The organism is Phaeocystidibacter marisrubri (assembly GCF_008933165.1).
GTDB lineage: Bacteria > Bacteroidota > Bacteroidia > Flavobacteriales > Schleiferiaceae > Phaeocystidibacter > Phaeocystidibacter marisrubri.
This window is the reverse complement of sequence record NZ_WBVQ01000002.1, coordinates 1,062,669-1,087,517: the sequence shown is the minus strand read 5'-3', so window position 1 is coordinate 1,087,517 and position 24,849 is coordinate 1,062,669. Positions and strand designations below refer to the sequence as shown.

The following is a 24,849-nucleotide window of genomic DNA, read 5'->3' as shown; positions in this document are numbered from 1 at the left end:
TAGAAGGGAAAATGATGCAGCGTGTGAGCCCTTTATCAAGTCCTGACTATTTTATACTTGTGTTCAATTCGGATTCCAGTTTGGCGAGGTCTTTTCTGTGGAACCAAACAGATTCTATTTTGTGAGATTTTCCACTGTGAAGCACAAACCGAAATTGATGGTCGGAGGTGTGTTCCAAGCTGATGACTTCAGATCTCGGGTACGTTTTGTAATAGAAGGATCGTCGGATCTTAAGCACTCTGCCGTTGAGAATAATAGCTGGCATTTGGGTGATGATGAAATACTCGAACAATAAGTACAGTCCGATCACGCCCGTGACACCAAAAGCAATCCAAAGGGCGCGTTTAGGGTTGAAATAGTTCAGAGGAAACATCAAGAGGAGGTAAAGCAAGTGAAGATACCACTGTCTTTTACGGTTAAAAATGATGATCTCACCTCTCATTGAAACAATTGACTCCAAATTTCGGCAGCTCCTACTTTATCTGTTAGAGTTGGAAGTTGAAGCATTCTACCCGAAGGGGATACGATGTAAGTAGAAGGGAATGAGTGTATTCCAAGTTCATGTTTTTGATCATAATTTATCTCAACGACCTTAAAATCATATCCGTTGGTTTGCAGGAAGTGATCGAGGTCCTTGCTTCCATAGCTAAAAGTGACAAGATGGAGTTGAGGAATCTCCCCATTTTCCAAGCGTTCTTGCAAGCGTTGGTATTGGGGCAGCTCATCTACACAAGGTGCACACCACGTTCCCCAAAAATCAATAAGTACCCAAGTACTGTTCAATGTGTGTTTTTGAGTTTGTTCCTCAACTATGGGAACATTCCAAACGGGTTCCCAATAGCGTTGGATATAGGCGCCTGTGGTGTCTAAGAAGTCCTGTTCTTGAGCAAAGGCTTCACGGTACAGATCAAGAGAAGATTGTGAGGGATTTACCGTAAGATTCATCCACCTCCAATACGTTGATTCATCCATGGAGACGCTTTCTGTTTTAGCCTTTTCAGTAAGCAATTCGCCCAATGTGGGTAGGGCTTGAACTTCTTCATCCATCAAAAGGTAAAAAAGAAGATTGCGTTGATCTTGTGGAGTAAATGCAACCTCCTGGAAGTCCTCAACAGTGTGAGGATCCGCCTTGTGAATGGCTACATTAATGTAGAGTTGTGCGTACTTCTCAACAGAAGGATCGACATCGGATTTCGGTACAATAGAAGAACACTTTTTGATAAAATGCAGACGTAGCTCTGGGGTCAATAACTGACGCTTCTCTAACAGGTCATAAATGGCGATAGAGTAAAGTCCATCGTAAGGATTGATATCCCCTTCCTTCAATTTTTGCTCCAGCCACTCATAATATTCGATGGCCAGAATATTGGCTTCTGTTTGTGCTGCTTGTCGAATATTGATGTACGCTTTAACAGGCTGTACCCATTCTGAAGTTTCGAATTCAGGGTGACTTGAGTAGTAATCGAAAAATCGAATTGCTTGAGTGTCATTGTTTTCGATGGCACGGTGAACGCGAACATTGAACGAGTTGTTATACCATTTCAAGTTGGAACTCAAGGAGTCCAAATAGACACAACTGGTGTGGAAGTCACCTTTGTTATAAGCTTCCATTGATCCTCGCATCCGATCGGAGGTAGATTGTCCGAACAGATGCAAGGAGCAAATGAGAGAGGCAGCAATGAGAGAGTATTTCATGGAAGATTAGTCTAGTTCCACTGTAAAGGAAGTTATATTGTTCTCTTCTGCGGCGCGGAATGGGTAGTGTTGAAGAACTACGCCTTTGCGATCTCCTTTTAGAAGTACATTCTCGTTATCGGTTTTATCTACCACTTCAGTGAACGTCATCTCTGTTGTAAGTGAAACGTCTTGAAGCATCATACGAGCCATCTCCACCATGGATGAATCTTCTTCAGCACCCATTTTTGCGCCCATTTGGTCAATGATAAACCCAAATCCGTGGAAGGTGAATTTGTCGTTGCCCCTGGCGGTAAACAGAGTTTGTTGAACTGGGCCAGTAGAATCGCCAAAAGCGATTTGAGCACCGCGGTTCAGCGCGTCGATGTCTTCAAACTTGAAAGACAAGTTGATGGTCATCTCCTCATTATCCCCCCAAATCTTAGCTCCCGATATTCCTTCTTCAGCATTCAGTAGGTCTACTTTGTCTTCAAGTTCCAATTTATCAGCTTTCATGATGTCCACTTCTTCGCCTTTCTTTTGGGCGGCTTCTTTGGCCATCAATCCCAATTCACCCAGTCCGAAAACAAAGGTGTATTCGCCAGATCCATTTCTGTTGACGTTGATTTTCTGTTTGATCTCGAAACAGGCGGTGAGCAAGAGAGCACTGGCAAACACAAGGCTCAGAGAAAGAAATTTTTTCATGTCAGTTAGAAGTTTTAAGGTAGTGTAGTTCCCCTGGCTGACCACCAAGGATGTATTTCAGCAACGAGTCTTCCGGATTGTATGGCGGGATCTTCATTTACGAGGTCTCGAACAGTATCAATGTTATTCACATTAAAAATGTAGATACCCCTCCACTCGGAATCATCACCAAAAGGTCCAGCAACGGCAAGATAACCCGCTTCGGTCATTTTTGCCATATGTTCCATGTGACCTTTCTGTATTTCAGCAGCTTCCTCAGGAGATTGGTCTCGATTGGGTCCCGCCTTGAGCATTACGAAAACGTATTCGCGCATCACATAGGTGGTGTCACCTTCTGTGATGGTGAACGACTTAAACCCCTCGTCGTCAACCTCCAATTCTTGGGCCCATCCCACAGTTGAGATGAGCCAAAAGAATAGGGAGTATAGTGTGAATTGACGACTCACTCGCCCAAGGATTTCACGCCCATGTTCCAAAAGCTAAACGCCCACATATCGGCTTGTTCTTGGATAATCATGTTAGTTGGTTTACCCGCGCCATGACCAGCATTTACGTTAATGCGGATGATGGTTGGATTGGAACATTGCTGAGCCTTTTGGAGTCCCGCGGCAAACTTGAAGGAATGTGCAGGAACCACTCGGTCGTCGTGGTCTCCAGTGGTCACCATAGTTGCTGGGTAACACTGCGGATCGAGGTTGTGAACCGGTGAATAACCGAGCAAGTATTCAAACATCTCTTCACTGTCTTCCGCCGTTCCGTAATCGTAGGCCCAGCCTGCCCCCGCTGTAAAGGTGTGGTAGCGAAGCATATCGAGTACTCCAACGGCTGGAATTGCAACCGACATCAAATCGGGACGTTGCGTCATGACGGCTCCAACAAGTAGTCCTCCATTAGATCCCCCATGAATGGCTAGTTTTTCTGAAGAGGTGTACTTTTCTGCGATGAGGTATTCTGCCGCTGCAATGAAGTCGTCAAATACATTTTGCTTCTTCATCTGTGTACCCTCGGTGTGCCACTCTTCACCGTATTCTCCACCTCCACGAAGGTTGGCAACAGCCCAAATTCCTCCGTTTTCCATCCATGCAATTCTACTGGTGCTAAAGGATGGAGTAAGGCTCACGTTAAATCCACCGTAACCGTAAAGCATGGTAGGATTGGAACCGTCCATCTTAAGACCCTTTTTGTAGGTGATGATCATAGGAACACGTGTGCCATCTTTCGAGGTATAGAACACTTGTTCAGACACGTATTCATCTGGATTGAATTTCACATCACTTCTCTTGTAGAGACTGCTTTCACCGGATTCAATTTCATATCTATATGTTGTACTAGGGTTGATATAATTGGTGAAGGAGTAATACAGGTGATCATCGTTCCATTTTGCACCAAATCCACCTACAGAGCCAATGCCGGGAAGCTCGATGACGCGTTTAACGGACCCGTCTAGATTGAATTGTTCCACGTGAGAAGTTGCATCTTTCAGGTAGCTGCCAAAGATGTAACCACCACCAGCGCTAAAGCCAGCTACTTCTTCGCGTTCAGGAATGATTGTTTCCCAGTTCTCTGGGGTAGGATTGTTTGCCTCAACGCGCATCAATTTGCGGTTGGGTGCATCCATATTAGTTTCGATGTACAGGTATCCATCCTTCACCAATACAATGGATACTTCGTAACCCATCGTGTCAATTACACGAACAATAGGAGCGTTTTCTGTGGTGAGATCACGGATGTACAGTTCATTTCCAGAGGTAGAAACTGCCGCAGAGATAATCAAGGTAGATTGATCTTCACTTACGCCACCACCAATGTAACGTCGAGCGGCTTCTTCGCCGCCAAAAATGAGTTCATCACTTGCTTGAGGTGTACCTAGTTTGTGGTAGAAAAACTTGTGGTATTGCGTCTTTCCGGAAAGCGCACTACCCTCAGCTGGTTTGTCGTAGCTACTGTAGTAGATTCCTTCATTTCCCTTCCAAGAAAGACCTGAGAATTTCACATCTCGAAGGGTGTCTTCTAAGATTTCCTTCGTAATGGCATTCATGATAATCACTTTGCGCCAATCAGATCCCGCTTCTGAAACTTGGTAAGCTACCAAGGAACCGTCCTTCGTAAAGCTGATACCTGCTAGTGAAGTCGTTCCATCTTCAGAAAACCCATTCGGATCTAAGAATACCTCTGTTTCGCCGTTTTCTCCTTTCTTGCGGTAGAGAACCGACTGGTTTTGTAGTCCGTCATTTTTGTACCAGTAGGTGTAATCGCCTTCTTCAAAAGGAGCGGAGAACTTTTCATAATTCCACAACTCTGTAATGCGATCTACCAGTTTTTGGCGGTACGGAATCTGCTCGAGATAGCCGAAGCTCACCTCGTTTTGAGCTTTCACCCAAGCCTCTGTTTCTGGACTCATATCGTCTTCAAGCCACCGGTATGGATCGGATACTTTGGTTCCAAAGAACTCATCAACTACCGGTTCTTCCCGGGTTTCAGGATAGGTGAGGGCCATTTCTTCTGTTTTGTTTTCTTGTGATTGACACGCTACGAGTAGGGGCAATGCACAAAGCACTTTTGGAATGTGTGCTTTCATAATAAGAGGTATTAAGTGGAGTAGCAGAAAGGTAAAGATAAGAGAATGTTGGGATGGGAGAGGTTCGTGTTTAGAATTCAGGTCACTGCAAGAATCGCCAATTCATGAAATTACTCCACGCGATTCCATTTGGAGGGATAGTTATGATGGGTTCCTTATTCCTGAAGCCTCCCGACATTGTACGAGATGTGAAACGATGGTAGACAGGCAACAAAAAAAGGCCAGCTCAACGAGCTGGCCTTTCTGGTGTTTCAGTTTTTGAATTCCTTATTGTCGTATAATTCTCTCTACGTGGAATCCAGACGCAGATTGAATGGTGATGAAGTAAACTCCGCTTGGTAGGCCAGACAAATCCATTTGTTCTGTCCATTCCGTTCCTTTGCTCAAGATCAATTCATCGAGTACTTGACCGTTCATGGTGTTCAATTGAACACTTACCTCACTAGATTCATTCAATTCGATATGCAAGTTCAGCACCCCTGATGTTGGGTTAGGGAATGCTTCAATTACACCGTTGAACGCAGACTCCTCAATGGTAATTCCCTGAATGTTCAAGGTAGTAGTTACGGTATCTGTATCACCACAGAGTCCAGTAACGACCAATTGAACGGTGTAGGTTCCGTTTTGAGTATAGCGATGTGTGAGGGTATCACCTGTTCCCGTATTGCCATCGCCAAAGTTCCAGTCGTATGAAACGGCATTGCTGGAAGTAGTCGCGTCGAAGAACACGCTGTAATCTACTGCAGTAGCTGAGCCAGAAGCGCTGTTGTCAGTAAATGCAGCTACGGCTTCTTCCACGAGCTCTACGGTTGTACTGTCTAACGGACTGGTACAAACGGCTGTTACATTCCAATCAAACAAGTAGTAAACACGTGTAGTTGGAATAGAAGTAGATCCCAATGCACTATCAATACTCATCACATTATCAAATACATATGGATACTCTGCTCCAGAAGTAGAGCGGAATAGTGATCCTGTACCTATAGTGTCGAATGAGAGGTTGACAAAATACTGACCAGGGTTCAATACGACATTCACCGGTACGTAGAACTCACCAGAAGACGGCAAGTCGTACTCCACTTCTTGCGTAAGAACTAACATACTGTCGAGCTGATTAGAGCTGTAGTTGTTATTCAATGTTGGCAATGGACGGTGGAAGCGGATGGTTCCGCTGCGTTGTCCATTGGTTTTAAGCAATACAGAGTCGATGCGAACCGGACTCATTACGGTGATCATCTCACCGTTATCATAGTTGGCATATCCCGAAGTTGAGATGTCGGTGGTAGGGCCAAAACGATATGAGTGAACCTCGTCGTAAGCACGTGCATAGAGGGTGGTGTCACCCGTTAGCGTATCTGTAGAAATACTTGAGCCTGTTTTGATGATATCACCATCTGTGTTTTCCCAAACCATGTTGGAATTTACCCCTGTGAGTGTAACAACAGTGTTGGCACAACCTACGGTATCATTTGGCATTACTGGATTAGCTACAACACCACAAGTAAAAGGAGTACAGAAAGTAACTGGACCAACCCAAGCAGAGCTGTCTCCTACGGAACATACTTCACGCACATATACATCGTAGCAGGTTCCTGCAGTTAATCCAGATAAAGTTCCTGGATTGTTAGATATGGTACCGATACTTCCATTGCCGTGAGTGAACCCTACAGGACCGTACTCTGCAATGTATGTAGCACCAGAATTGTAAGAGTTCCAACCTAAGTCAACGGTCGTTTCTGTGAGATTAGAGTACGTCAAATCGATTGGCGTTGGACACGTAGGAGCTTCTTCTACCGTAATGTCATCTAATGAGATGTCACTTGTGTAAGAGCTTCCATCCACCGCAATGAAGCGAATCATGATGGTGTCACTATATCCAACTAGATATGAGTTGCGCATTCTCCATGGATCGCCACCTGCGGTTTGTTGTTCTCCGATGATAGAGTCAACCGTATTCCAAGAGCCATTGGCGTCTTTAGCACCCACGTACAATTTACCTGTTTCCTCTCCGTACATGTGGTAGTAGAAAGAAATCATCGGATCGTTGGATAGACCTCCAGTGTAGATCAATGGAGATTCTACGATGGATGAATCTCCTTCAGAAGCATTGGTAGCTTCCATGAAGATGTACATACCTCCTACTTGACCAAAGTTGGTATTGTCGTAGAATGGACCCGTGTAGGATGAGTTTTCATTTCTACCCAATGCATCTTCGGTCTTCCAATCGCCAGCCGTAAATGACCAACAATTTTGAAGCATCGTAAGGGAGTTAATGGCGGGTTGCACAGTTTCAAAATTCGCTGTGTATGGCGCAGTGTAGAAAGGAGGACAAGGGGTGCAAATTTCAATTCCGCCGATCCAAGACGTGGAGTCGTTGCTACAGTTCGATTTGATAAAGAACTGAGAACACTGAGCATATGACATCGTTACCGAAATACTACCACTGGTTTGGTTGCTGTAGTACACCGTGTTGGCAGAGTCATTCGGATCACCCGTTGCGGAGATTGCAATATCTACGGTAGAGTTTGGAACTGGATTCCAAGTCATATCGGCTGTTAATACACCAGTTTGTGAAACGTTGAAACCAACAGGGAAGCTACAGCCTGTAAATTCGTCTACACGGATATCATCAATGGCCATATCGCCTCTATATCCTGTGCCTCGTTCACCCACAAATCGGATGGCAAGGGTGTCATAACCCAAGGTAGAAAGGTCAAGGTTGACCTCATTCCACGGATCTGCATCGTCGCCGTGCTGCTCGCCATAAATGGTGTAAAGCGGCATCCAGGTGATAGCGTCGTTACTCACCTGAACATGTAAACCTCCCATATCTTGACCATACATGTGGTACGCGAAGCTCAATCCTGGAGTCGTAAGCGTGCTTACATCAATGGATTGCGTCTCTAAGAATACAGAGTCGCCTTTACTGCCGTAACTGGCTTCAGTAAAGATATAGTTTCCACCTGCTGTGCCGAATTGCGTATGGTCGTAAGCAGGGCCTGTTGAGTAGTTAACGCCCGAGGACTCTTCAACGATCCATTCAAATCCAGAGAATGAATTTGAAGACATACAGTTTTCAAAACGTCCGTTATTCGAACCACCCTCTGGTAGTGCGTCAAAGTTTTCGAAGAATGGTGCACTAATTACAGTGATACAATTCGTCACGAATGGTACAGGGCCGGTGATCGAAGAGAGGTTGGTTCCACAAATGGTGGTTACGTAGAAGTCGTATTCTCTATTCGGGTTCAAACCAGAAATGAATGCACTATCTGTAGTGACGGTATCCGTAATGGTTGCAGATGACGCAATGGAACTGTCGTGCTCTGTGACGTAAACGATGTATTGAGTCGCTCCTTGAACCGGGTCCCATGTTGCGCTAACATCTGATGAAGTGATAGCCGGAATGTTGACGTTGGCAGGAGATTGACAAGCCGGAATGTTCGACAGTCTTACATCGTCAATGTAGAAGTTGTATGCCGCCGTATTCTGAACCGTTGACTTCAAGAAGAAACCTACGCGAATCAAACCTGAATAGCTAGAGAGGTTAACGCGGTATACAGTTCCGGCTGCGGTTGGTTCGTTGGATGAATTTACAGAGAACACCATGTCATTCTTGCTCCAAACAACGCTAGTGTCTGTGTTGATCACCACCATAAGTGAGTCATCACTCTGCATGAAAGAGGTGTTGCTTCCAGAAGTTTCTGTAAGTGCAGAACGGAAGGTAAGCTGGTAGTTACCACCTGAGCCTAAATCAAAGAGTGGAGTAAGTAGCCAGTCGTCTTGGGATGCCGATGAACTTGAAGAGTAAACCGGTAGTCTTGCTGAGTTGTTCGGTGACCCGATAACGTTTAGCCAGTCGTCATAACCCCATCCAGAGAATGAAGAAGAAAAGCTGATAGTGTCCTCCCATGTACCTGTAGGTTCTTCCCATCTGCTGTCAGGCAACCAAGATCCGTCAAAGTTTTCTAGGTAAGGAACGGATGGTAGCGTTTGACCAGTTGTTGGTGTGCCGATGAACGAAAGTCCATTACCACTACCAGTACAATCACCGTATACATATACATCATACTCGGTGTTTTTAAACAAGCCTGTGATGGTGTAGGTACTATCATTAGTAACAAGCGCGGTGTTTGGCGTACCCGTTCCCTGTGTAAAGCCTTTGATACCCCATTCAATGCGGTAGGTACCTACTTTGTTTGTCCAGTTTACTTCAAGGACGTTTGCACTTAATGCATCTTCCACGCTAACTAAACCTGGATGTGCACAGCTTGGCGCCTCGTCTATGGTGACTTCATCAATGGCCATGTCGCCATATCCAGAAGAAGTTCTTTCTCCTACAAAGCGAATCACTATGAACGGAGAATTTGGCAAAGTGACATTCGCCAATAGCCATCCATCGGTACTTGAGCCTTGGATTGCACCAGAGTGTGTCCAAGCTGTTGTCCAAGTTGCACCTGTATCTGTAGAGTACTCTGCTGTAAGTGTCCCGATTCCTGAACCGTACATGTGATAGAAGAATCCTAGAGAAGGATTCGTCAACGCACTCGCATCTACTGCAGGAAGCTGAAGATATGCCTTGCTGCCTGCAGAACCATAAGTTGATTCAACAAACATATACTGACCACCTGGGTTCGCTGCAAAGTCAGGGCCGGTGCTTGAAGTAGGAGTGTTGTTGCTATCCGCATTCCACGTAAAACGACCGTCAACCGGAAGGGTATAGAAACAAGAGTCGATGGACACATCGATGTCCCAAATAGCATTGTTATCAAATGACTCAGCAAAAGGCGCTGCGCCAGCTACGCAAAGGGTTTTGAACGTGTGTGGGCCTGACCAAGCTGAATAAGATCCACCACAATCGCTGCGCAAGTAGTAATGGTATTTCGTTCCAGGTGTTAAGCCACTTATGTTTACCTCATTAGTGGTTGAAGTAACGGTTGTCCCTGAACCTAAAGCGAAGCCTTGCGGGCCGTATTGTAATTCAATACCAGTGGGAGTTCCGAAAAGCGATGCCGTTACCTTTGAGTTGTAGTAAGAAGTACTATCAACCGGGAACAACGGTGCAATGCAAGTGGTGCTGGAATAGAGGAAGTTGTAGTTGTCGTAATTCGAAATCGTTGTAGATGAGAGGTCTGGAAACGATGGGTTTGATATTTCATACGCATTGCTTGCGTCTACCTTTACCCCAACAACACAAGGAACATTGCGAACGTCAACGTCGGAGTACATACCCACAACGTAGATGTTGTTGGTGCTCTCTTCTAAAACGATAGCCATGTAAAGGTAATCTGCTGACCCGTTGTTTGCCCCCCAAGCGTAGCTGTACCATTTGATCCAATGCTGACGATTCGGTGCGGTACCAAATGTTTTGGTAATTACACGGTCTGTTGATTGCGTATTGGAATTGAAGGCTGTCCAGTACGCCGCTACTGTGCTGTCCAACATGTTTGCGTCAGCAATAGTTGGTGTGGAGTCGTTCGCAGGATTAGGAGGAAGGGCGCCAGGGTTCTTCAAGAACGTTAGCAAACCATTACCGCTTACACGGAAGGTGTTGACTTGAGTTCCGTGAAATACAAAGTTGAATGGAATGGTATCCTCTGGTGACCATTGATTGGTCGTGATACCCGCAGGGAGAAGGTTGTCCCAGTTTGAAGATGATGTGTAATACTCACTGTGTAATGACCCAGGATAACCGCCTTGATCAAGATACTGAGCAACATAAGTTTGACCACTCACTAACGCTGGCAAAAAACCGAGCATAGCGACCAGCCAAACTCGAGAAACGAGTTTGAATTTGTGCATTTTGTGTTTTTGTTGTGTTTTGTTGTTTCCTGATCCTGCTCACCTCTCAATTCACAAAATCAGGGTTCAACCTCCGCTTATTTCTAAACTTCGGTCATTGTACTTACGCGACAAACAAGTGAAAGGTTGCGAATTTCTTTAATAAGATTTCACTTCTTTACACCTTGTAAAGCCCAGTAAATACGGAACAAAGGACGGAAGGAAAGTTATGCAGGTCAAGGAAAAGATGACCTAAATTAACGAGGTCTTCAAATTTTAACGAATAACCAATTTGCGGTGAATCACTTCGTTTTCGAATTGAAGACGAATGAGGTAAACTCCTTTGGAGAATGTGCTCAAATCGATTTTGCGAGAGGCTTCGTAAGAATCAATTTCAACCATAGATTTCCCATCTATGCTAGCAATGGTTATGGATTGGAGATTGACGTCGTGAGGAAGGTCGATTTCAATATGACTCACCGCCGGGTTAGGGTAGATGGCAATAGCGTCTTTTTGATTCTCAGTGAGCCCGATTTTGCAATCGTAAAATTGAATGTTGTATTCTGCTGTGTCCGAACAGTGCATTGTGCCTTGGGTGATGTATTGCAGGTGAAGATGATCACCCGGACTGAACACGGAAAGATCTAATGTGGTGATCGGGTTGGACATTCCCTTTCTCGTCCAATACCCCCCACTGGATAATGGAAGGTTGGGCAGCAGATCATTCAAAATGAATAAACTATCTCTTAGACAAAGAGAATCACGTACGTCAGGGCCGGAGTATGGTTGTTGACCTACAGTGATGTGTGCGGGAGCAATTTGGCCTGTACACAGCGATTTTACCGATAGATTAAAGGCGTAGTAATATCGATTGATGATTCCGATGCTGGTACTATCTACCGACAGAAGTCCGGGCAGGACGTATGGATAATGCTGCGGAGTGGAACTTCTGAACAATCGACCTCCCCCTGGATTGGGCAAGACTTGAAGGCGATACCTTCCTGGAAGTAGAGGGAATCGAATGGGAATTCGATGTTCGCCATCTGAATCTAAGAAGAATGAACGCTCTTGATAAACAATGTTTCCCGAGATGTTGAGCAGACGAATTGAACCAGAAACGGCGGCATCGGAAATAAGGGTGGTACTATCCAATAGGATGGTGTCCATTACGGTGATTACCTGACTGTTGTTGAAATTGACATACCCTCCCTGCTGACTTCCATAATCGGGGCCAATTCGTTGATCGTTGCCATTTTCTTTCGTTGCCATCATCCAGTACGTTGTACTGCTTTGGATGCTGTCGGTGAGAAGCGAATGGTCGTAGGCTCTCGGTAAACCTGCGTACCACCAAATCACATTTTCGTGATTGGGTTCTTCCAAAAGCACCTCGGCTGCACCACAAATGGTGTCATTGATACTATACGCAAGAGGGAGATTAGCGCACGATGAAAGGTCGGATAAGGAAATAGGTCCAACCCAATCACTGCTTGACATACCGCAAATGGACTTGACGTAAGCTTCCGTTTGAGATTGTGCGTTGGAAAGAGGCACGATGAAATGCGGTTCGAAAGTGTTCGAGCGCAGAGTCATATTATCTGGCGGAATGCCGGCAGGGCCCCAAGCTACAATCCACTCTTGGGCTGAGCCGTTATTTTTCCATGTGATGCCTGCAGCTTCAACCAAAAGGGAAGCTTGCTTGAATTGAGTGGGTGGGACACACGAATTTGTCTGACCTTTAACAGTAGAGGTCAGCCCGATCGCTAAAGCGATAAGTGTCCAAATAGAAGAAGTGCGAGTTAGGCGCATGTAGATTGTTCGATCTTCCGCGACCCAAGTTAGCAAAAGGCACTCAATCCTAACAGATTATCTAGATAAAACTGAAATAATTTCAATTGAAACTATTTTTTTCTAGGAGCGTAGTTGGTTTTGTGAAGGGGGCGATTGGATTCGATCTCAGTGAGTGGCTCTACTTCTTCCAAGGATTCGTGAAGCTCTTTTGGAAGGCCTTGGTAGATTTTTGTTCCTTCCGTTTTCCATTCAATCATTTCGTCGGTAACCTCTTTCACAATTTTGGCAGGATTACCCACCACCACACTTCTTTCTGGAATGTGCATCTTCTGAGGAACAAAGCAGAGAGCTCCGATGATACACTCTTTTTCTACTACCACTTCATCCATTAAGACTGCGTTCATTCCTACCAGGCAATTTTCTCCAACCGAAGCGCCATGAACAATGGCTCCATGCCCAATGTGTGCGCCTTTGTGCAGGGTAACGGTTACTCCAGGAAACATGTGCACCGTGCAATTTTCTTGGACATTACAGCCGTCTTCAATTACAATTCTACCCCAATCTCCGCGCAATACGCAGCCCGGCCCTATGTAAACATCCTGGCCAATGATGACATCTCCGGTCACATTCGCTTGTGGATGTACAAACGCACTTGGGTGGATGACAGGGGTGAACCCGTTGAATTTGTAGATAGCCATTACTTTCGGTACTTATGGTTGAGGTCCAGTCCCTCGCGAATATAGTTGAGGCACTTTTCCAATCGACGTTTTGCGGTTTCTTCCCTTTTAGCACTGCCGATGTGTTCCGCATATTCGTTTCGCTGGGTCATGGTGAGCGCATAGAATTTCTCTCGAAGCAACTCGTCAGCGGATAGCGCTGTTTCAAGCATTTTGGGAAGAGGGAGTTCTTCTTTCTTTTCAGGAGGCAGTGATTTTCCTTCAATTGAATTGGAAATGGCTTCACGAATGTAAGCGATCAGCAATTCGTCAGGGATAACATCACCTTCTTCAAATCGAATCTGGCGCATGGCTTTTGAAGTCCCATCACTGGTGGTGAGAATCCCTGCTTCATCTTGAAGGAATACACCTTGAAAGAACCACAAGGCAACGTGATTTTTGAAAGCGGCCAATCCTACCACATTCCCATGGTTCACATAAGTGGGCATGCCCCATTTCACCGCTTCTTCTACGTCACATGAATTGAGAATTTGACGAAGGTGGTTCAGACATTCTCCTTTCCATCCTTCGCCTTTTTTCTCAATGTATTCGTCTATTTTTTGACTCGCAGAAGACACGGTTTACAGCTGTTGATTTTCCAAAATGGTAGCATAGCCTTGGCCAACGCCGATGCACATGGAAACCAACGCATATCTTTTCTTCTGAGCGATGAGCTCAAGGGCTGCCGTTTGAAGAATTCTAGATCCTGTTACGCCCAATGGGTGTCCAATGGCAATGGCACCACCATTCGGATTAATTCTCGGATCGTCGTCGGCAAGACCCATTTCTCTTGTACAAGCCAAAACTTGTGCAGCGAATGCTTCATTCAACTCGATGATATCCATGTCATCCAGAGTTAAACCTGCCTTGTCTAGTGCTTTTTGACAAGCGTAAACAGGTCCTATACCCATGATTCTCGGTTCAACACCGGAAACACCACTCGACACAATTTTAGCCATTGGAGTCAAGTTGTGCTTTTTCAAACCTTCGGCACTGGCTATGAGCAAAGCTGCTGCACCGTCGTTAAGGCCAGAGCTGTTTCCTGCGGTAACACTTCCATTCGGTCTAAATGCCGGGCGAAGTTTAGCAAGAATGTCTAGAGTTGAATTGCTTTTCACAAATTCATCTGCCTCAAATACGATAGGATCAGCCTTTCGTTGAGGAATGCTCACAGGTGTGATTTCAAGGGCAAGTCGGCCATTTCTTTGAGCTTCCGAAGCCTTCATTTGAGAACGGAGGGCAAAGGCATCTTGATCTTCTCTAGAGATGTTGTACTTGTCCACCAAGTTCTCCGCCGTCTCGCCCATTGCATCTGTGCCGTACAGTTCTTTCATCTTGGGATTGACAAAGCGCCATCCAAAGCTAGAATCATACATCTTGCTATCTGTACCATAGGCTTTACTAGGTTTGCTCATCACATAAGGGCCGCGAGTCATGTTTTCAACTCCTCCCGTGATGAACAGATCACCATCTCCGTGAGCAATAGCCCGAGATGCGTGAATGGCAGCACTCATACCTGAGGCGCAAAGTCTATTCACGGTTTCTCCGGGAACTGTCCACGGCAAATCAGCTAAAAGCAAGGCCATTCTTGCAACATTTCGGTTGTCTTCACCGGCTTGATTGGCACAGCCAAGGATGACGTCGTCAATGGCAGATTTATCTAAGTTGGGATGTCTTTCAACCAAGGCGCGAATTACATGCGCGGCTAAATCGTCTGTTCGTACAGCTGCTAGTGTTCCTCCAAAACTGCCTACGGCTGTTCGGATTCCATCTACGATATAGGCTTCTTTCATGGGAAAATGTGGGTTTAAGCGAGCTTCAAAGTTATGCAGAATCGGGCACCCCCACCTAACACATTCTCGGCAGTTATGGTTCCACCATTCATTTGCACAAATTCTTTACATAGGAATAGACCAACTCCAAGTCCTGTAGCGTAGTGGTCGTTTTTGTCGATAGGCCCTAGAAACAGTTGGTTTAACTCACTTTGGGTAATGCCCTGACCACTGTCTTCTATGAGGATCATGATCTCTTTGTTTCCAGTTTCAGAACGAACGCTAACGGAGCTGTTATCTGGACTGTGTTTCACAGCGTTGTGCAGCAAGTTGCTCAAGGTGATTTGAATGGCCATTCGATCTCCCGAAATGAAGGTGTTCTGATCCCAATCAAAGGTTATATCGATGTTTCTTCCTGCTGCCATTTGGTTGGCGTTACTTTCAACAACGCTCCTGATTTCTCCAAGGCGGAACTCTTTATCTTCAACTATGCCTGTCATTTGGAGCTTGGCCCAATACACCAATCGATCTAGGGTTTCTCTGGTGAATTCGAGTTCTGGACGGACCTTGTCTAGCCACTTTTTAAATTCGGCAGGCGACATTCCTTCGGAATCCATCAGATCGACAAGTCCCGCTAAACTGGCAAGTGGTCCGCGAACATCATGACCAATAATGGCTAGTAATTTTTCGCGAAGCACATTTTGTTCACTCAATCTTTCATTGAGCTCCTCCACTTCGCGCATTAACTTGTTGGCGTAGCGAATTCGAGGATAACCCAATACAACGGGAATACAAGCCGAAATGGGAATCCCCACCCATCCGTTTGGATCGAGTTGAAGGGGGAAAATCCAAATCAAAATGTAGACACCTGTGGAAAGCAGGGATGTAAATAGGGTTGCCTTACCCGGGTTGAGCCAGGTTCGTTTCGAATTCGGTGTGCTTAGAGATTGGTTGGCCATTCTTCGGGTCGAATGAAAACGGTGCCTTTAAAAAGTCCTACTGTTTCATTCTTTTGGTTGGTGACGGTGATTTCGTAGATTCCTATTCGTTTAGAACGATTTAACTCTCGCGCTTGGGCGGTCAACACATCGCCTCCAAAAACTGGTCGCGTGTGCGAGATTGAGGTTTCAATACTCACAGCCTGATGGCCATATCCATTCGATGCAAAAGCGAGAGCGCTGTCAGCTAGACTGTAGCTAATCCCTCCATGCGCAATCTTGAAGCCATTGGTCATTTCATCCCTCACCGTCATTTTCAAAGTGACAGCGCCTTCTCGGACGGATATCACTTCAATTCCTAACCATCGACTAAAAGCGTCGTTGGTCATCATATAATCGACAATGGCTTCGGATCTACTAGGCATCAGTTGGTGTATTGGTTTTGCTGTTCGGGTCAACGGCAAATTCCTCCATGGAAGATATAATAACATCTACTAGGAGACCTATATTGTTTTGAGATTCTTCCAGAAGTGGCATGTATTCACCAAGCTCGGCAACAAACCACTGACGAACTCTCTCAAAAACGAGTGGACTATTCGCAACTTCACTCAACAATTCAGGGTTCAGATCTTCACCTTCAGCTAAGGATTCATAGGCTTCAACCTTTTCTTCTAATACCTTGTCGAGTCCTGCGGGCGTGATGAGTTCAATCTGAATGCCGGTCTTTTTAAATGCGATGGAAAGAAGCACCGTGGCACGCATGAGTTGTTCGTGCACTTCTTCCGAAAAATCGTCCGCCAAATTCATGATGAAAGACATGAGATGAGGTTGCTCATCCATCACTTCACCTAACATTTGAGTCCACTGGGCTTCGCTAGTGAGTTTGAGTTCGCGAATCGCGCTTTCGAGTGCGTCGTTATGCATAATTCAAAGATAGGGGGTTTGGGGGGAGGCGTCTGTTAACGAGGGGTTTATCGCTTTAAGTTTTCCAATCAGACCTTCCAACCCAGTTGAATTGAAAGGTCTGCTGATGGGTTAGAAGTTCTCGCCAGCGGCTACTGTTCTTTTGAGAAGTACACATGGTCGATAACGATCGTCTCCATACTCCTCGAAGAGTGTGTTCAGTCGACCTAACACAACGTCCAATCCTATTTCATTGGCCCAAGTGAGTGGGCCTTTTGGATAGTTCACACCTTTGGTCATAGCCAGATCAATTTCTTCTGCGGTTCCAATTCCCAAGAGCAGGGCATCAGCGGCTTCGTTTACAAGCATGGCTACAATTCGATCTACGATCATTTGACCGAGTTCAGTATCTTCTACTGGAGTTGGCTTTGCAGCGCCCTCTGTATAGTCGAACCAACCTCTGCCCGACTTGCGTCCGAACAATTGCCCCTCTACAAGGCGTTTTTGACTGATGGATGGACGGAAGCGTGGATCGTAATAAAACTGTTCCCAAACGGTTTCCGTCACCACGTAATTCACATCGTGACCAATGAGGTCCGTCAGTTCAAATGGCCCCATCCGGAACCCGCCAATTTCGCGCATTGCCCAATCGATGGTCGCCATGTCGGCTACTCCTTCTTCCATCATTTTGATGGCTTCAGAATAGAATGGACGGGCCACTCGGTTTACAATGAACCCCGGGGTGTCCTTGGCAAGTACGGTGACTTTTTTCCAAGAATTGATGAGTGCGCGAATTTCCTCTACGAGCTTCATGTCCGTGCTCATGGAAGGAACGATTTCTACCAACGGCATCAATGGCGCAGGGTTGAAGAAATGAATTCCCATAACGCGCTCGGGGTTCTCAATTCCAGCTCCAATGGAAGCGATGCTAAGTGAAGAGGTATTGGAAGCGAGAACAGTGGTTGGGGCAACGAGATCATCAAGCAACTTGAACACGCTCTGTTTTGCAGAGAGGTTCTCAATGATGGCTTCAATAACAAGTCCTACGTTTTTTAGTGGGCTCAGTGAGTCTACGTATCGAACTCTATTATATGTGGCCGTTGCTTCTTCGTTGGATATTTTTTCTTTCTCAACAAGGCGATCGAGAACCGCCTTGAGTTTAGAAGCTGCTCTTTCTAGGGCGTTGGTCTTGGTGTCGTATACATATACCACGTGACCGCTTTGTGCGGCAATTTGGGCAATGCCATTACCCATAGCGCCTGCTCCAATGACGCCAATTTCCATCTTGTCCATTTAGTGACCTTTGAATTCAGGTTTTCTCTTTTCAAGGAAAGCACGAGTTCCCTCTGCGTAATCGTCTGTTCGGCCTGCTTGTGATTGTAGCTCGTCTTCTAAATCTAGCTGTTGACTGAGGTTATTGCCAAAGCTTTGATTCAATGCACGCTTGGTAAGTCCAAGTCCCTTTGTAGGCATTTGTGCAAGTTGATTAGCCATCTCTAATACGGATGCTTCAAATTGATCGTCAGGAATAGCTTTGTAAATCATGCCAATCGAAACAGCGTCTGTAGCAGATACTTTTTCGCCTGTCATCATAAGCGCCGAGGCACGCTGCCAACCCACAAGACGAGGGAGGAAGAAGGTCCCGCCACTGTCTGGAATAAGACCGATTTTAGAGAACGCCTGTATGAAAGAGGCACTTTCTGTAGCCAATACGATATCACATGCAAGGGCAATGTTTGCGCCCGCTCCCGCTGCAACACCATTCACGGCGGCGATAACGGGTTTTTCAATACGTCTAATTCTTTGGATGATGGGGTTATAGTGTTCGCTCACAATGTTGGAGAGTTCAGGTCCATTTGGATCTGTCGCCTCAGCTAAATCCTGACCGGCACAAAAGGCTTTGCCTACTCCAGTGAGGACGATACATCTTACACTATCATCTGCGGCCGCTTCGTCCAATTTTACTTGAAGATCCATGGCCATATCGCGTACAAAGCTGTTGAACTTTTCTGGGCGATTCATGCGCAATGTGCACACTCCCTGAGAGAATTCTTGCTGTATGTATGACATATGTGGGTATTTGCGCCGAAGATAGTGAAGATGTTACGTTTCACTACTCCAATCAAGCGTTGAGTTCAAAAGCGATCGCTTTTCCAATCTTCGGCTAGGGTTGATCATTAGATTTTTGGAGATGGGTATCTGTGTGTAGTAAGACTATTGGGCACAGAAAAGTTCGGCATTTTCTCTAAAGGATGCTGTCGATCAGGTGGTTTTTAGTTGAATCATGGTACCTTTGATATATGTTTTCAGAAGAAGAAATTCGCGGTTTCCTCCAGGATGTGACCGATCCAGAAATTCCAGTTCTCACGATTCTCGATATGGGAGTGGTTCGTCGAATTCACTGGGAAGGGGAGGCTCTTCACATTGATATAACCCCAACGTACACGGGCTGTCCGGCCATGGATGTGATCGCTAACGACATTGTGAAAAGGCTCAAAGCTGAAGGTGTAGATGAGGTGTTTGTGAAAGAGGTTCTTAGTCCGGCATGGACAACGGATTGGCTTTCGGAAGATGGAAGGAGAAAATTGGAAGAGTACGGAATTGCACCTCCAGTGGATGAATCAGCAGATAAGCGCGCCTTGTTTGGTGCCCAGCCCACTGTTCGCTGCCCTCAGTGTAAGTCTGAAAATACAAGCCGAATAAGTCAGTTTGGGTCTACGGCTTGCAAGGCGTTGTATCAATGCAACGACTGTAAGGAGCCCTTCGATTATTTCAAATGCCTCTAAATGTAAATGAGCCCCGCAAAGCGGCGCTCATTCACTTAGGTTAATTGGAGGAAACATCTCTCTATGACTCCTCTTCTTCGAAAGTCTGCAAACTTTCGGGGATTCTATAACTTTTTCTGCAAAATTGAGTCTGGAAGCAGGTTTTCCGCTATTTTCACGTATCGTGAAGTTTCTATTGAATATCAGTTTATTCATTGGGTTTTCAGCACTTTGTGAAGCTCAAACGTGGCCATCTATTGAATGGCTGCATTCCAATCACGTGTATTCTATTTCGGGCGATTCCACCCTACAAGAATGGTCGTCTGGCGAATGGAAAGTGGTAGACACGCTGCAGTTTGAAGGAATTGAGCGTGCTGATTTCCGTTCTCGGATGAAGTTGAACTACATACCCGGTAGTGATCCTATCCATTTTACGGGTGAAGGAACCCAACAAGTTTACGTTCTCGATACTTTAGCGTCCACCTTTAGACGTGTAGACAAGACGTACTATCGCGGCTATAACTTCAATGCCATCCAATGGTATTCCAACGATACTCTTTTTTCTCTGGGAGGATATGGATTCTGGCACACGAACGCCATTCTCACTTACTTCCGTCCAGAATCCAAAGAGTGGGAGATTCTCCCCACAGTTGGAGGTCCAGAGAGCATAGCCAGCCACCTGTATCAATGGGATGAGTCGAGGTTGAACTTGTACGTGTCGTGGTCCAGTGAGGTGAACGGAGCAGAAAAGGAGCGCTCTACCAAGCTGTGGAAATTGAACCTGCGCAGCAAAAAGTGGCAGGAATTGGGGACGTTAAGTGATGAGGTTACTGAGGTTTTAAAACTGAATACGCCATCTGTACCATTGCCTATTGGATATTTTGTTGCGGGGGAGAAACGCGTTCTGATTGATTTAGTCAACAACAGAATGGATTACATTGATCCATCGATTTGCGACGCTAGGCTTACTCCAAATACCGATGAGTTTAATGGGAATGGTCACTTCACAACAAGTGAGGCCTTATACAACTACATGATTCCCACTTCCAGCAATCTGGATAAAAGTGTTGGGTTCATTTACCGTTACTCTGACTTTATCAATGCTAGAAGGCAGCCCACAGCGGTGTACCGTGAAGGATGGGCTTGGTGGGTTTGGTTGCTGATGACCCTCGGTTTTGGGTTATTCATCTATATGCTCATCCGAGCCTACAAGAAATTGAAGCAACCCTTTGTGAAAGGGGCAACCGTTCAGGCCGAAGAAGCCTTCTTCAATTCCCTAGATCAATTAGAAGTAACCTTACTCCGGGCACTGCTCAGGTCGGAAATGCGAGGAGAAGGGTTGAAATCTGGACCGATCACCCAAATTATGGGATGGGAAGATAAATCGTGGGACAATCAGCGAAAATGGAGAAACAACCTCATTAAGGAGCTCAATAGACGATCTATGGAGCACCTTAATATAGAAGAGTTGATTGTGAGAGAACGGGATCCGCACGACAAGCGCGAACGGGTATACCGACTCAATCCCGATGGATTCAGATTGTTGAGGGACTCACTTCACTTTACGCAGTGAATCACCACTTAGAATTTGGATAAGACTTGGGAATGTGTTGCATTTCGGCAAGCACGTATCCCAATTTTTCTGAGTGTACTCCTCGTTTTCCGCCTCTTTGATGTTGTGCAGATTCCGGTTTTTCAAGCGTCGCAAGCTTGAGAATTTCATCCACCTTATCATTCCAAAGTGCAGTCACTTCCGTAAGGTCTACTCCAATACCAGCTTCGTGCATGCGAAGATCTAATTCGTCTGCCTCTAGCATTTCACCCGTCCACATCCAAATATCGTTGATGGATTTCTGGATTTTATCGTGACTTTCTTCCGTGCCATCACCTAAGCGGATAATCCACTCCGCACTCCACTGTGCATGGTAGGTAATTTCTTTCATAGCCTTTTGAGCAATCGATGAAATGCGCTCGTCGGATGACTTCATCAACCTTTCAAAAAGGAAGTAGTTGTAGGTGTCAAAGAAGAACTGGCGAGCGAGTGTATCGCCCCAATGGCCGTTGTCCTGCTCCACCAAAAGAAGGTTTCTGAACTGATGAGCATCGCGGTGATATGCGAGCGAATCTTCAGTAGTGTCGCCTCCTTTTAACTCAGCTGCGTACTGTAAAAACTGACGAGCTTGACCAATTTGATCAAGCGCAATATTCGTCAATGCGATATCTTGTTCTAGAACGGGGCCGTGGCCACACCATTCAGAAAGTCTCTGACCAAGAATCAAAGCGGTATCACCGAGACGTAGGGTGTATTCGTATAGATCGGAATTGTTCATTGTTGAGCCTTTGCGGGGGTTTACATGTGACCTACTTCGTCGGGAATTTCGTAGAACGTAGGGTGACGGTAAACTTTGTCGTCGGATGGGGCGAACAATGGTTCTTTTTCATCTGGACTTGAAGCGGTGATCGCTTCACTTGGGACAACCCAAATGCTCACTCCTTCGCTTCTTCGGGTGTAAACGTCGCGGGCATTTTTAATCGCCATTTCTGCATCAGGTGCATGTAGGCTACCAGCGTGTTTGTGACTCAATCCGTTTTTGCTACGGATGAATACTTCCCAGATTTTCCAGTTGCTCTTGTCGCTCATGTGTAGGGCGGGTATTAGATCAAGCTACTTTTTCAGCTTTGCGTTTGCTCTCTTTTTCTGCGTAGGCATTCGCTGCTTCGCGAATCCACTTGCCATCATCGTAGGCTTTTTGGCGGGCAGCTAGGCGCTGTGCATTACACGGGCCATTGCCTTTAATCACTTGGTAGAATTCCTCCCAATTGATCTCGCCGTAGTCGTACTGACCTTTTTCTTCGTTCCACTTCAAGTCTGGGTCCGGGATAGTAAGGCCAATGAACTCCGCTTGAGGAACGGTTTTATCGATAAACTCCTGACGAAGTTCGTCGTTCGACTTTCGCTTGATTTTCCATTTCATGCTTTGAGCCGAGTTTGGAGAATCTTCGTCGCGCGGTCCAAACATCATAATAGATGGCCACCACCAACGGTTGAGAGCGTCTTGTGCCATTGCCTTCTGTTCTTCGGAACCTCTGGCCAATTGCATCATAATCTCGTAACCCTGGCGTTGGTGGAAACTCTCTTCTTTACAGATGCGCACCATGGCACGTGCATAAGGTCCATAGCTGGTACGGCACAACATGACTTGGTTGGCAATGGCAGCACCGTCAACCAACCATCCAATAGCTCCCATATCCGCCCAAGAAATAGTTGGATAGTTGAAGATAGAGGAATACTTGGCTTTGCCCGAAAGAAGGTCCTTGATCATGTCTTCTCTATCGGCGCCTAGCGTTTCTGCGGCGCTGTAGAGATACAATCCATGACCTGCTTCGTCTTGTACTTTAGCGAGTAGAATCAACTTAGAACGAAGAGATGGAGCACGTGTAATCCAGTTTGCTTCTGGTAACATGCCAACTACTTCAGAATGGGCATGCTGAGAAATCTGACGAATAAGCGTCTTGCGGTATTTCTCAGGCATCCAATCTTTTGGTTCTACCTTGTTTTCGGCGTCTACATACGCCTGAAATCTTTCTTCTAATGAATGCGTTTCACCCATGGGATAAGCGATTTTGCGTGCTCAAATGTACGAAAGTTCAATCGAAGAGTCAGCTTGGAATCACTCTATATAGACTTAGAAGTGATTGAGCCTAACATCTTATCGCTAAACAACAATTCATGGAGAAGTGTTTTGGAACATGGGTTTTCTTGGGTTTGATATGAATCCACTCCCAAGAGAAAGGTTCTTACATTCAAAGTGCTACTTTTGTAGCGAAATAACTATTCAGATAGTCTACGGACTTTCAATTGAAAAGGCTCATGTTGAAATTCTTTTCCCGCAAGAAGGAATCCACTTCTTCGCTTATCGATAAATCGAACGAACGTCACACTCCAAAGTTCCACAAGTTGGTGGTAAGTGATGTGAGAAGAGAAACTACAGATTGTGTTTCTGTAGCATTTGATCTTCCAGCTGATGTGGAGAACTTTTACCACTTCAAACCTGGTCAGTATGTTACCCTGCGCACCACCCTTAATGGTGAAGATGTTCGCAGATCCTACTCCATCTGTTCAAGCCCATTTGACGGTGAACTTCGTGTGGCTATCAAGCGTGTAGAAGGAGGGGTGTTCTCCACCTATGCCAATACGGAACTGAAAGAGGGAATGGAATTAGATGTGATGACGCCCATCGGGAATTTCACGACTGAGTTTGTTGCAGATCGACCAAAACAATATGTGGCCATTGCTGCGGGTTCTGGTATTACACCGGTCATGAGTTTGATTAAAACGGCTTTGAAAACGGAGCCAGAAAGCAAGTTCATTTTGATCTATGGCAACCGCAATAGTGCTTCGGTTATCTTTAAGGATGAAATCGAGGATTTGAAAGACGCCTACATGAACCGGCTTGAAGTTCATCACGTGTTGAGTCGTGAAGATCAAGGTAGCGATTTGATGAAAGGTCGTCTCGATGAAGCAAAAGTGAAGGCCTTTGCCGATAAGTTCTTTGATCTCGATCAAACAGAAGCGTATTTCTTGTGTGGTCCGGAAGAAATCATTCACGCTTCAGAAAAGGCCTTGGCAGACTTGGGAGTGCCAAAAAGCAAGGTTCACTTTGAACTCTTTACTTCTTCTGCAGAGACTACCAACAAACCACAAAGTGCAGATACCTCCGCAGCTACTGGAGATATCTTGAGTTCTGTTACCGTTATTCTTGACGGTGACGAAACGCATATGGAGGTTTCTACCAAAGGCAAGACCATCATTGATTCTGCGTTGGATGCAGGTGCAGATGTTCCATACGCTTGTAAAGGTGCCGTTTGTTGTACCTGTAGAGCTAAGGTTTTGGAAGGAACGGTTCAAATGGAAATGAACTATGCACTCACCGACGAAGAAGTGGAAGAGGGATATATTCTCACTTGCCAAAGTCACCCAACCTCAGAGAAGGTTGTTGTGTCGTACGACGAGTAATTGAATCGCAATATATATGTCACAGAAGGGAGGCCAATGGTCTCCCTTCTTGCGTTTGTAGCGGTTTGTATCCATGGATGATGTTGAAATGTTAGTTCTATTCAATAAACGGGATTCTCTCTAATCGAGACAACCTGTCCATTTATCGAACAATTAATTCCATTCGTCGAATGGCATCTAGTTGTTGCTATAACTCAATCTACTTTCGATGCAGA

At 45.6% G+C, this 24,849-nt stretch carries 21 protein-coding genes; 3 read left to right on the top strand and 18 right to left on the bottom strand.

Annotated features, from left to right (window positions below; genetic code table 11):
* Nucleotides 1–46: 46 nt before the first annotated feature.
* From F8C82_RS12165 to F8C82_RS12095, 15 genes are all read right to left on the bottom strand, one after another.
* Nucleotides 47–373, bottom strand: a complete 327-nt coding sequence (locus F8C82_RS12165; RefSeq protein WP_151693859.1) for a hypothetical protein — start codon at nt 371–373, stop codon at nt 47–49.
* Nucleotides 374–438: 65 nt separating this feature from the next.
* Nucleotides 439–1,695 carry a TlpA disulfide reductase family protein gene (locus tag F8C82_RS12160; protein WP_151693858.1) on the bottom strand — a complete coding sequence of 419 codons (1,257 nt, stop codon included), beginning with the start codon at nt 1,693–1,695 and terminating at the stop codon, nt 439–441.
* 6 nt (nt 1,696–1,701) lie between these two features.
* On the bottom strand, nt 1,702–2,379 hold the full coding sequence (locus tag F8C82_RS12155) for a hypothetical protein (RefSeq protein ID WP_151693857.1): 678 nt from the start codon (nt 2,377–2,379) through the stop codon (nt 1,702–1,704).
* A gap of 14 nt (nt 2,380–2,393) precedes the next feature.
* Nucleotides 2,394–2,825 carry a YciI family protein gene (locus F8C82_RS12150; protein ID WP_151693856.1) on the bottom strand — a complete coding sequence of 144 codons (432 nt, stop codon included), beginning with the start codon at nt 2,823–2,825 and terminating at the stop codon, nt 2,394–2,396.
* The gene (locus F8C82_RS12145; protein ID WP_151693855.1) at nt 2,822–4,957 is read right to left on the bottom strand and encodes a prolyl oligopeptidase family serine peptidase; all 2,136 of its coding nucleotides are present in this window, start codon (nt 4,955–4,957) and stop codon (nt 2,822–2,824) included. Before F8C82_RS12145 ends, F8C82_RS12150 begins: the two co-directional genes overlap by 4 nt.
* A 267-nt stretch (nt 4,958–5,224) precedes the next feature.
* Entirely contained in the window at nt 5,225–10,756 is a 5,532-nt protein-coding gene (locus F8C82_RS12140) for a fibronectin type III domain-containing protein (protein WP_151693854.1), read from the bottom strand.
* A 255-nt stretch (nt 10,757–11,011) separates the two neighbouring features.
* Complete coding sequence (locus F8C82_RS12135; protein ID WP_151693853.1) at nt 11,012–12,541, bottom strand: T9SS type A sorting domain-containing protein; 1,530 nt, start codon at nt 12,539–12,541, stop codon at nt 11,012–11,014.
* 92 nt (nt 12,542–12,633) lie between these two features.
* On the bottom strand, nt 12,634–13,221 hold the full coding sequence (locus tag F8C82_RS12130) for a gamma carbonic anhydrase family protein (protein ID WP_151693852.1): 588 nt from the start codon (nt 13,219–13,221) through the stop codon (nt 12,634–12,636).
* Nucleotides 13,221–13,817 carry a DUF1801 domain-containing protein gene (locus F8C82_RS12125; RefSeq protein ID WP_151693851.1) on the bottom strand — a complete coding sequence of 199 codons (597 nt, stop codon included), beginning with the start codon at nt 13,815–13,817 and terminating at the stop codon, nt 13,221–13,223. Before F8C82_RS12125 ends, F8C82_RS12130 begins: the two co-directional genes overlap by 1 nt.
* A 3-nt stretch (nt 13,818–13,820) precedes the next feature.
* Complete coding sequence (pcaF, locus tag F8C82_RS12120) at nt 13,821–15,032, bottom strand: 3-oxoadipyl-CoA thiolase (RefSeq protein ID WP_151693850.1); 1,212 nt, start codon at nt 15,030–15,032, stop codon at nt 13,821–13,823.
* A 14-nt stretch (nt 15,033–15,046) separates the two neighbouring features.
* Nucleotides 15,047–15,970, bottom strand: coding sequence for a sensor histidine kinase (locus F8C82_RS12115; protein ID WP_151693849.1), 924 nt, complete (start codon nt 15,968–15,970; stop codon nt 15,047–15,049).
* Nucleotides 15,952–16,374 (bottom strand): hydroxyphenylacetyl-CoA thioesterase PaaI, encoded by a 423-nt coding sequence (paaI, locus tag F8C82_RS12110; protein WP_151693848.1) that lies wholly within the window; start codon nt 16,372–16,374, stop codon nt 15,952–15,954. Before paaI ends, F8C82_RS12115 begins: the two co-directional genes overlap by 19 nt.
* Nucleotides 16,367–16,873: a hypothetical protein gene (locus F8C82_RS12105; protein ID WP_151693847.1), complete on the bottom strand. Its 507-nt coding sequence runs from the start codon at nt 16,871–16,873 to the stop codon at nt 16,367–16,369. The genes paaI and F8C82_RS12105 overlap by 8 nt, the downstream gene beginning before the upstream one ends.
* A 111-nt stretch (nt 16,874–16,984) precedes the next feature.
* Complete coding sequence (locus tag F8C82_RS12100; RefSeq protein WP_308419958.1) at nt 16,985–18,145, bottom strand: 3-hydroxyacyl-CoA dehydrogenase NAD-binding domain-containing protein; 1,161 nt, start codon at nt 18,143–18,145, stop codon at nt 16,985–16,987.
* Nucleotides 18,146–18,922: an enoyl-CoA hydratase-related protein gene (locus F8C82_RS12095; RefSeq protein WP_151693846.1), complete on the bottom strand. Its 777-nt coding sequence runs from the start codon at nt 18,920–18,922 to the stop codon at nt 18,146–18,148.
* Nucleotides 18,923–19,152: 230 nt separating this feature from the next.
* On the opposite strand from F8C82_RS12095, the gene paaD reads away from it, so the two are divergent.
* A complete protein-coding gene (paaD, locus tag F8C82_RS12090) occupies nt 19,153–19,638 on the top strand; it encodes a 1,2-phenylacetyl-CoA epoxidase subunit PaaD (RefSeq protein WP_151693845.1) in 486 nt (161 codons plus the stop codon).
* 163 nt (nt 19,639–19,801) lie between these two features.
* Complete coding sequence (locus F8C82_RS12085; RefSeq protein ID WP_151693844.1) at nt 19,802–21,190, top strand: hypothetical protein; 1,389 nt, start codon at nt 19,802–19,804, stop codon at nt 21,188–21,190.
* 1 nt (nt 21,191) lies between these two features.
* Here the strand turns inward: F8C82_RS12085 and paaC are convergent, their stop codons facing one another.
* The 3 genes from paaC to paaA are packed head-to-tail and all read right to left on the bottom strand — an operon-like array spanning nt 21,192 to nt 23,228.
* Nucleotides 21,192–21,947: a 1,2-phenylacetyl-CoA epoxidase subunit PaaC gene (paaC, locus tag F8C82_RS12080; RefSeq protein ID WP_151693843.1), complete on the bottom strand. Its 756-nt coding sequence runs from the start codon at nt 21,945–21,947 to the stop codon at nt 21,192–21,194.
* 20 nt (nt 21,948–21,967) lie between these two features.
* Complete coding sequence (gene paaB / locus F8C82_RS12075; RefSeq protein ID WP_151693842.1) at nt 21,968–22,258, bottom strand: 1,2-phenylacetyl-CoA epoxidase subunit PaaB; 291 nt, start codon at nt 22,256–22,258, stop codon at nt 21,968–21,970.
* Between the two features lie 19 nt (nt 22,259–22,277).
* A complete protein-coding gene (paaA, locus tag F8C82_RS12070; protein ID WP_151693841.1) occupies nt 22,278–23,228 on the bottom strand; it encodes a 1,2-phenylacetyl-CoA epoxidase subunit PaaA in 951 nt (316 codons plus the stop codon).
* A gap of 260 nt (nt 23,229–23,488) precedes the next feature.
* Here paaA and paaE point away from each other — a divergent pair, with 260 nt between their 5' ends.
* Nucleotides 23,489–24,634: a 1,2-phenylacetyl-CoA epoxidase subunit PaaE gene (gene paaE, locus F8C82_RS12065; protein ID WP_151693840.1), complete on the top strand. Its 1,146-nt coding sequence runs from the start codon at nt 23,489–23,491 to the stop codon at nt 24,632–24,634.
* Nucleotides 24,635–24,849 lie beyond the last annotated feature (215 nt).

Coding starts and splice junctions, on each gene's coding strand:
- F8C82_RS12165 (WP_151693859.1), bottom strand. CDS start 373: ATGTTTCCTCTGAACTATTTCAACCCTAAACGCGCCCTTTGGATTGCT.
- F8C82_RS12160 (WP_151693858.1), bottom strand. CDS start 1,695: ATGAAATACTCTCTCATTGCTGCCTCTCTCATTTGCTCCTTGCATCTG.
- F8C82_RS12155 (WP_151693857.1), bottom strand. CDS start 2,379: ATGAAAAAATTTCTTTCTCTGAGCCTTGTGTTTGCCAGTGCTCTCTTG.
- F8C82_RS12145 (WP_151693855.1), bottom strand. CDS start 4,957: ATGAAAGCACACATTCCAAAAGTGCTTTGTGCATTGCCCCTACTCGTA.
- F8C82_RS12140 (WP_151693854.1), bottom strand. CDS start 10,756: ATGCACAAATTCAAACTCGTTTCTCGAGTTTGGCTGGTCGCTATGCTC.
- F8C82_RS12135 (WP_151693853.1), bottom strand. CDS start 12,541: ATGCGCCTAACTCGCACTTCTTCTATTTGGACACTTATCGCTTTAGCG.
- F8C82_RS12130 (WP_151693852.1), bottom strand. CDS start 13,221: ATGGCTATCTACAAATTCAACGGGTTCACCCCTGTCATCCACCCAAGT.
- pcaF (WP_151693850.1), bottom strand. CDS start 15,032: ATGAAAGAAGCCTATATCGTAGATGGAATCCGAACAGCCGTAGGCAGT.
- F8C82_RS12115 (WP_151693849.1), bottom strand. CDS start 15,970: ATGGCCAACCAATCTCTAAGCACACCGAATTCGAAACGAACCTGGCTC.
- paaI (WP_151693848.1), bottom strand. CDS start 16,374: ATGCCTAGTAGATCCGAAGCCATTGTCGATTATATGATGACCAACGAC.
- F8C82_RS12105 (WP_151693847.1), bottom strand. CDS start 16,873: ATGCATAACGACGCACTCGAAAGCGCGATTCGCGAACTCAAACTCACT.
- F8C82_RS12100 (WP_308419958.1), bottom strand. CDS start 18,145: ATGGACAAGATGGAAATTGGCGTCATTGGAGCAGGCGCTATGGGTAAT.
- F8C82_RS12095 (WP_151693846.1), bottom strand. CDS start 18,922: ATGTCATACATACAGCAAGAATTCTCTCAGGGAGTGTGCACATTGCGC.
- paaD (WP_151693845.1), top strand. CDS start 19,153: ATGTTTTCAGAAGAAGAAATTCGCGGTTTCCTCCAGGATGTGACCGAT.
- paaC (WP_151693843.1), bottom strand. CDS start 21,947: ATGAACAATTCCGATCTATACGAATACACCCTACGTCTCGGTGATACC.
- paaB (WP_151693842.1), bottom strand. CDS start 22,258: ATGAGCGACAAGAGCAACTGGAAAATCTGGGAAGTATTCATCCGTAGC.
- paaA (WP_151693841.1), bottom strand. CDS start 23,228: ATGGGTGAAACGCATTCATTAGAAGAAAGATTTCAGGCGTATGTAGAC.
- paaE (WP_151693840.1), top strand. CDS start 23,489: ATGTTGAAATTCTTTTCCCGCAAGAAGGAATCCACTTCTTCGCTTATC.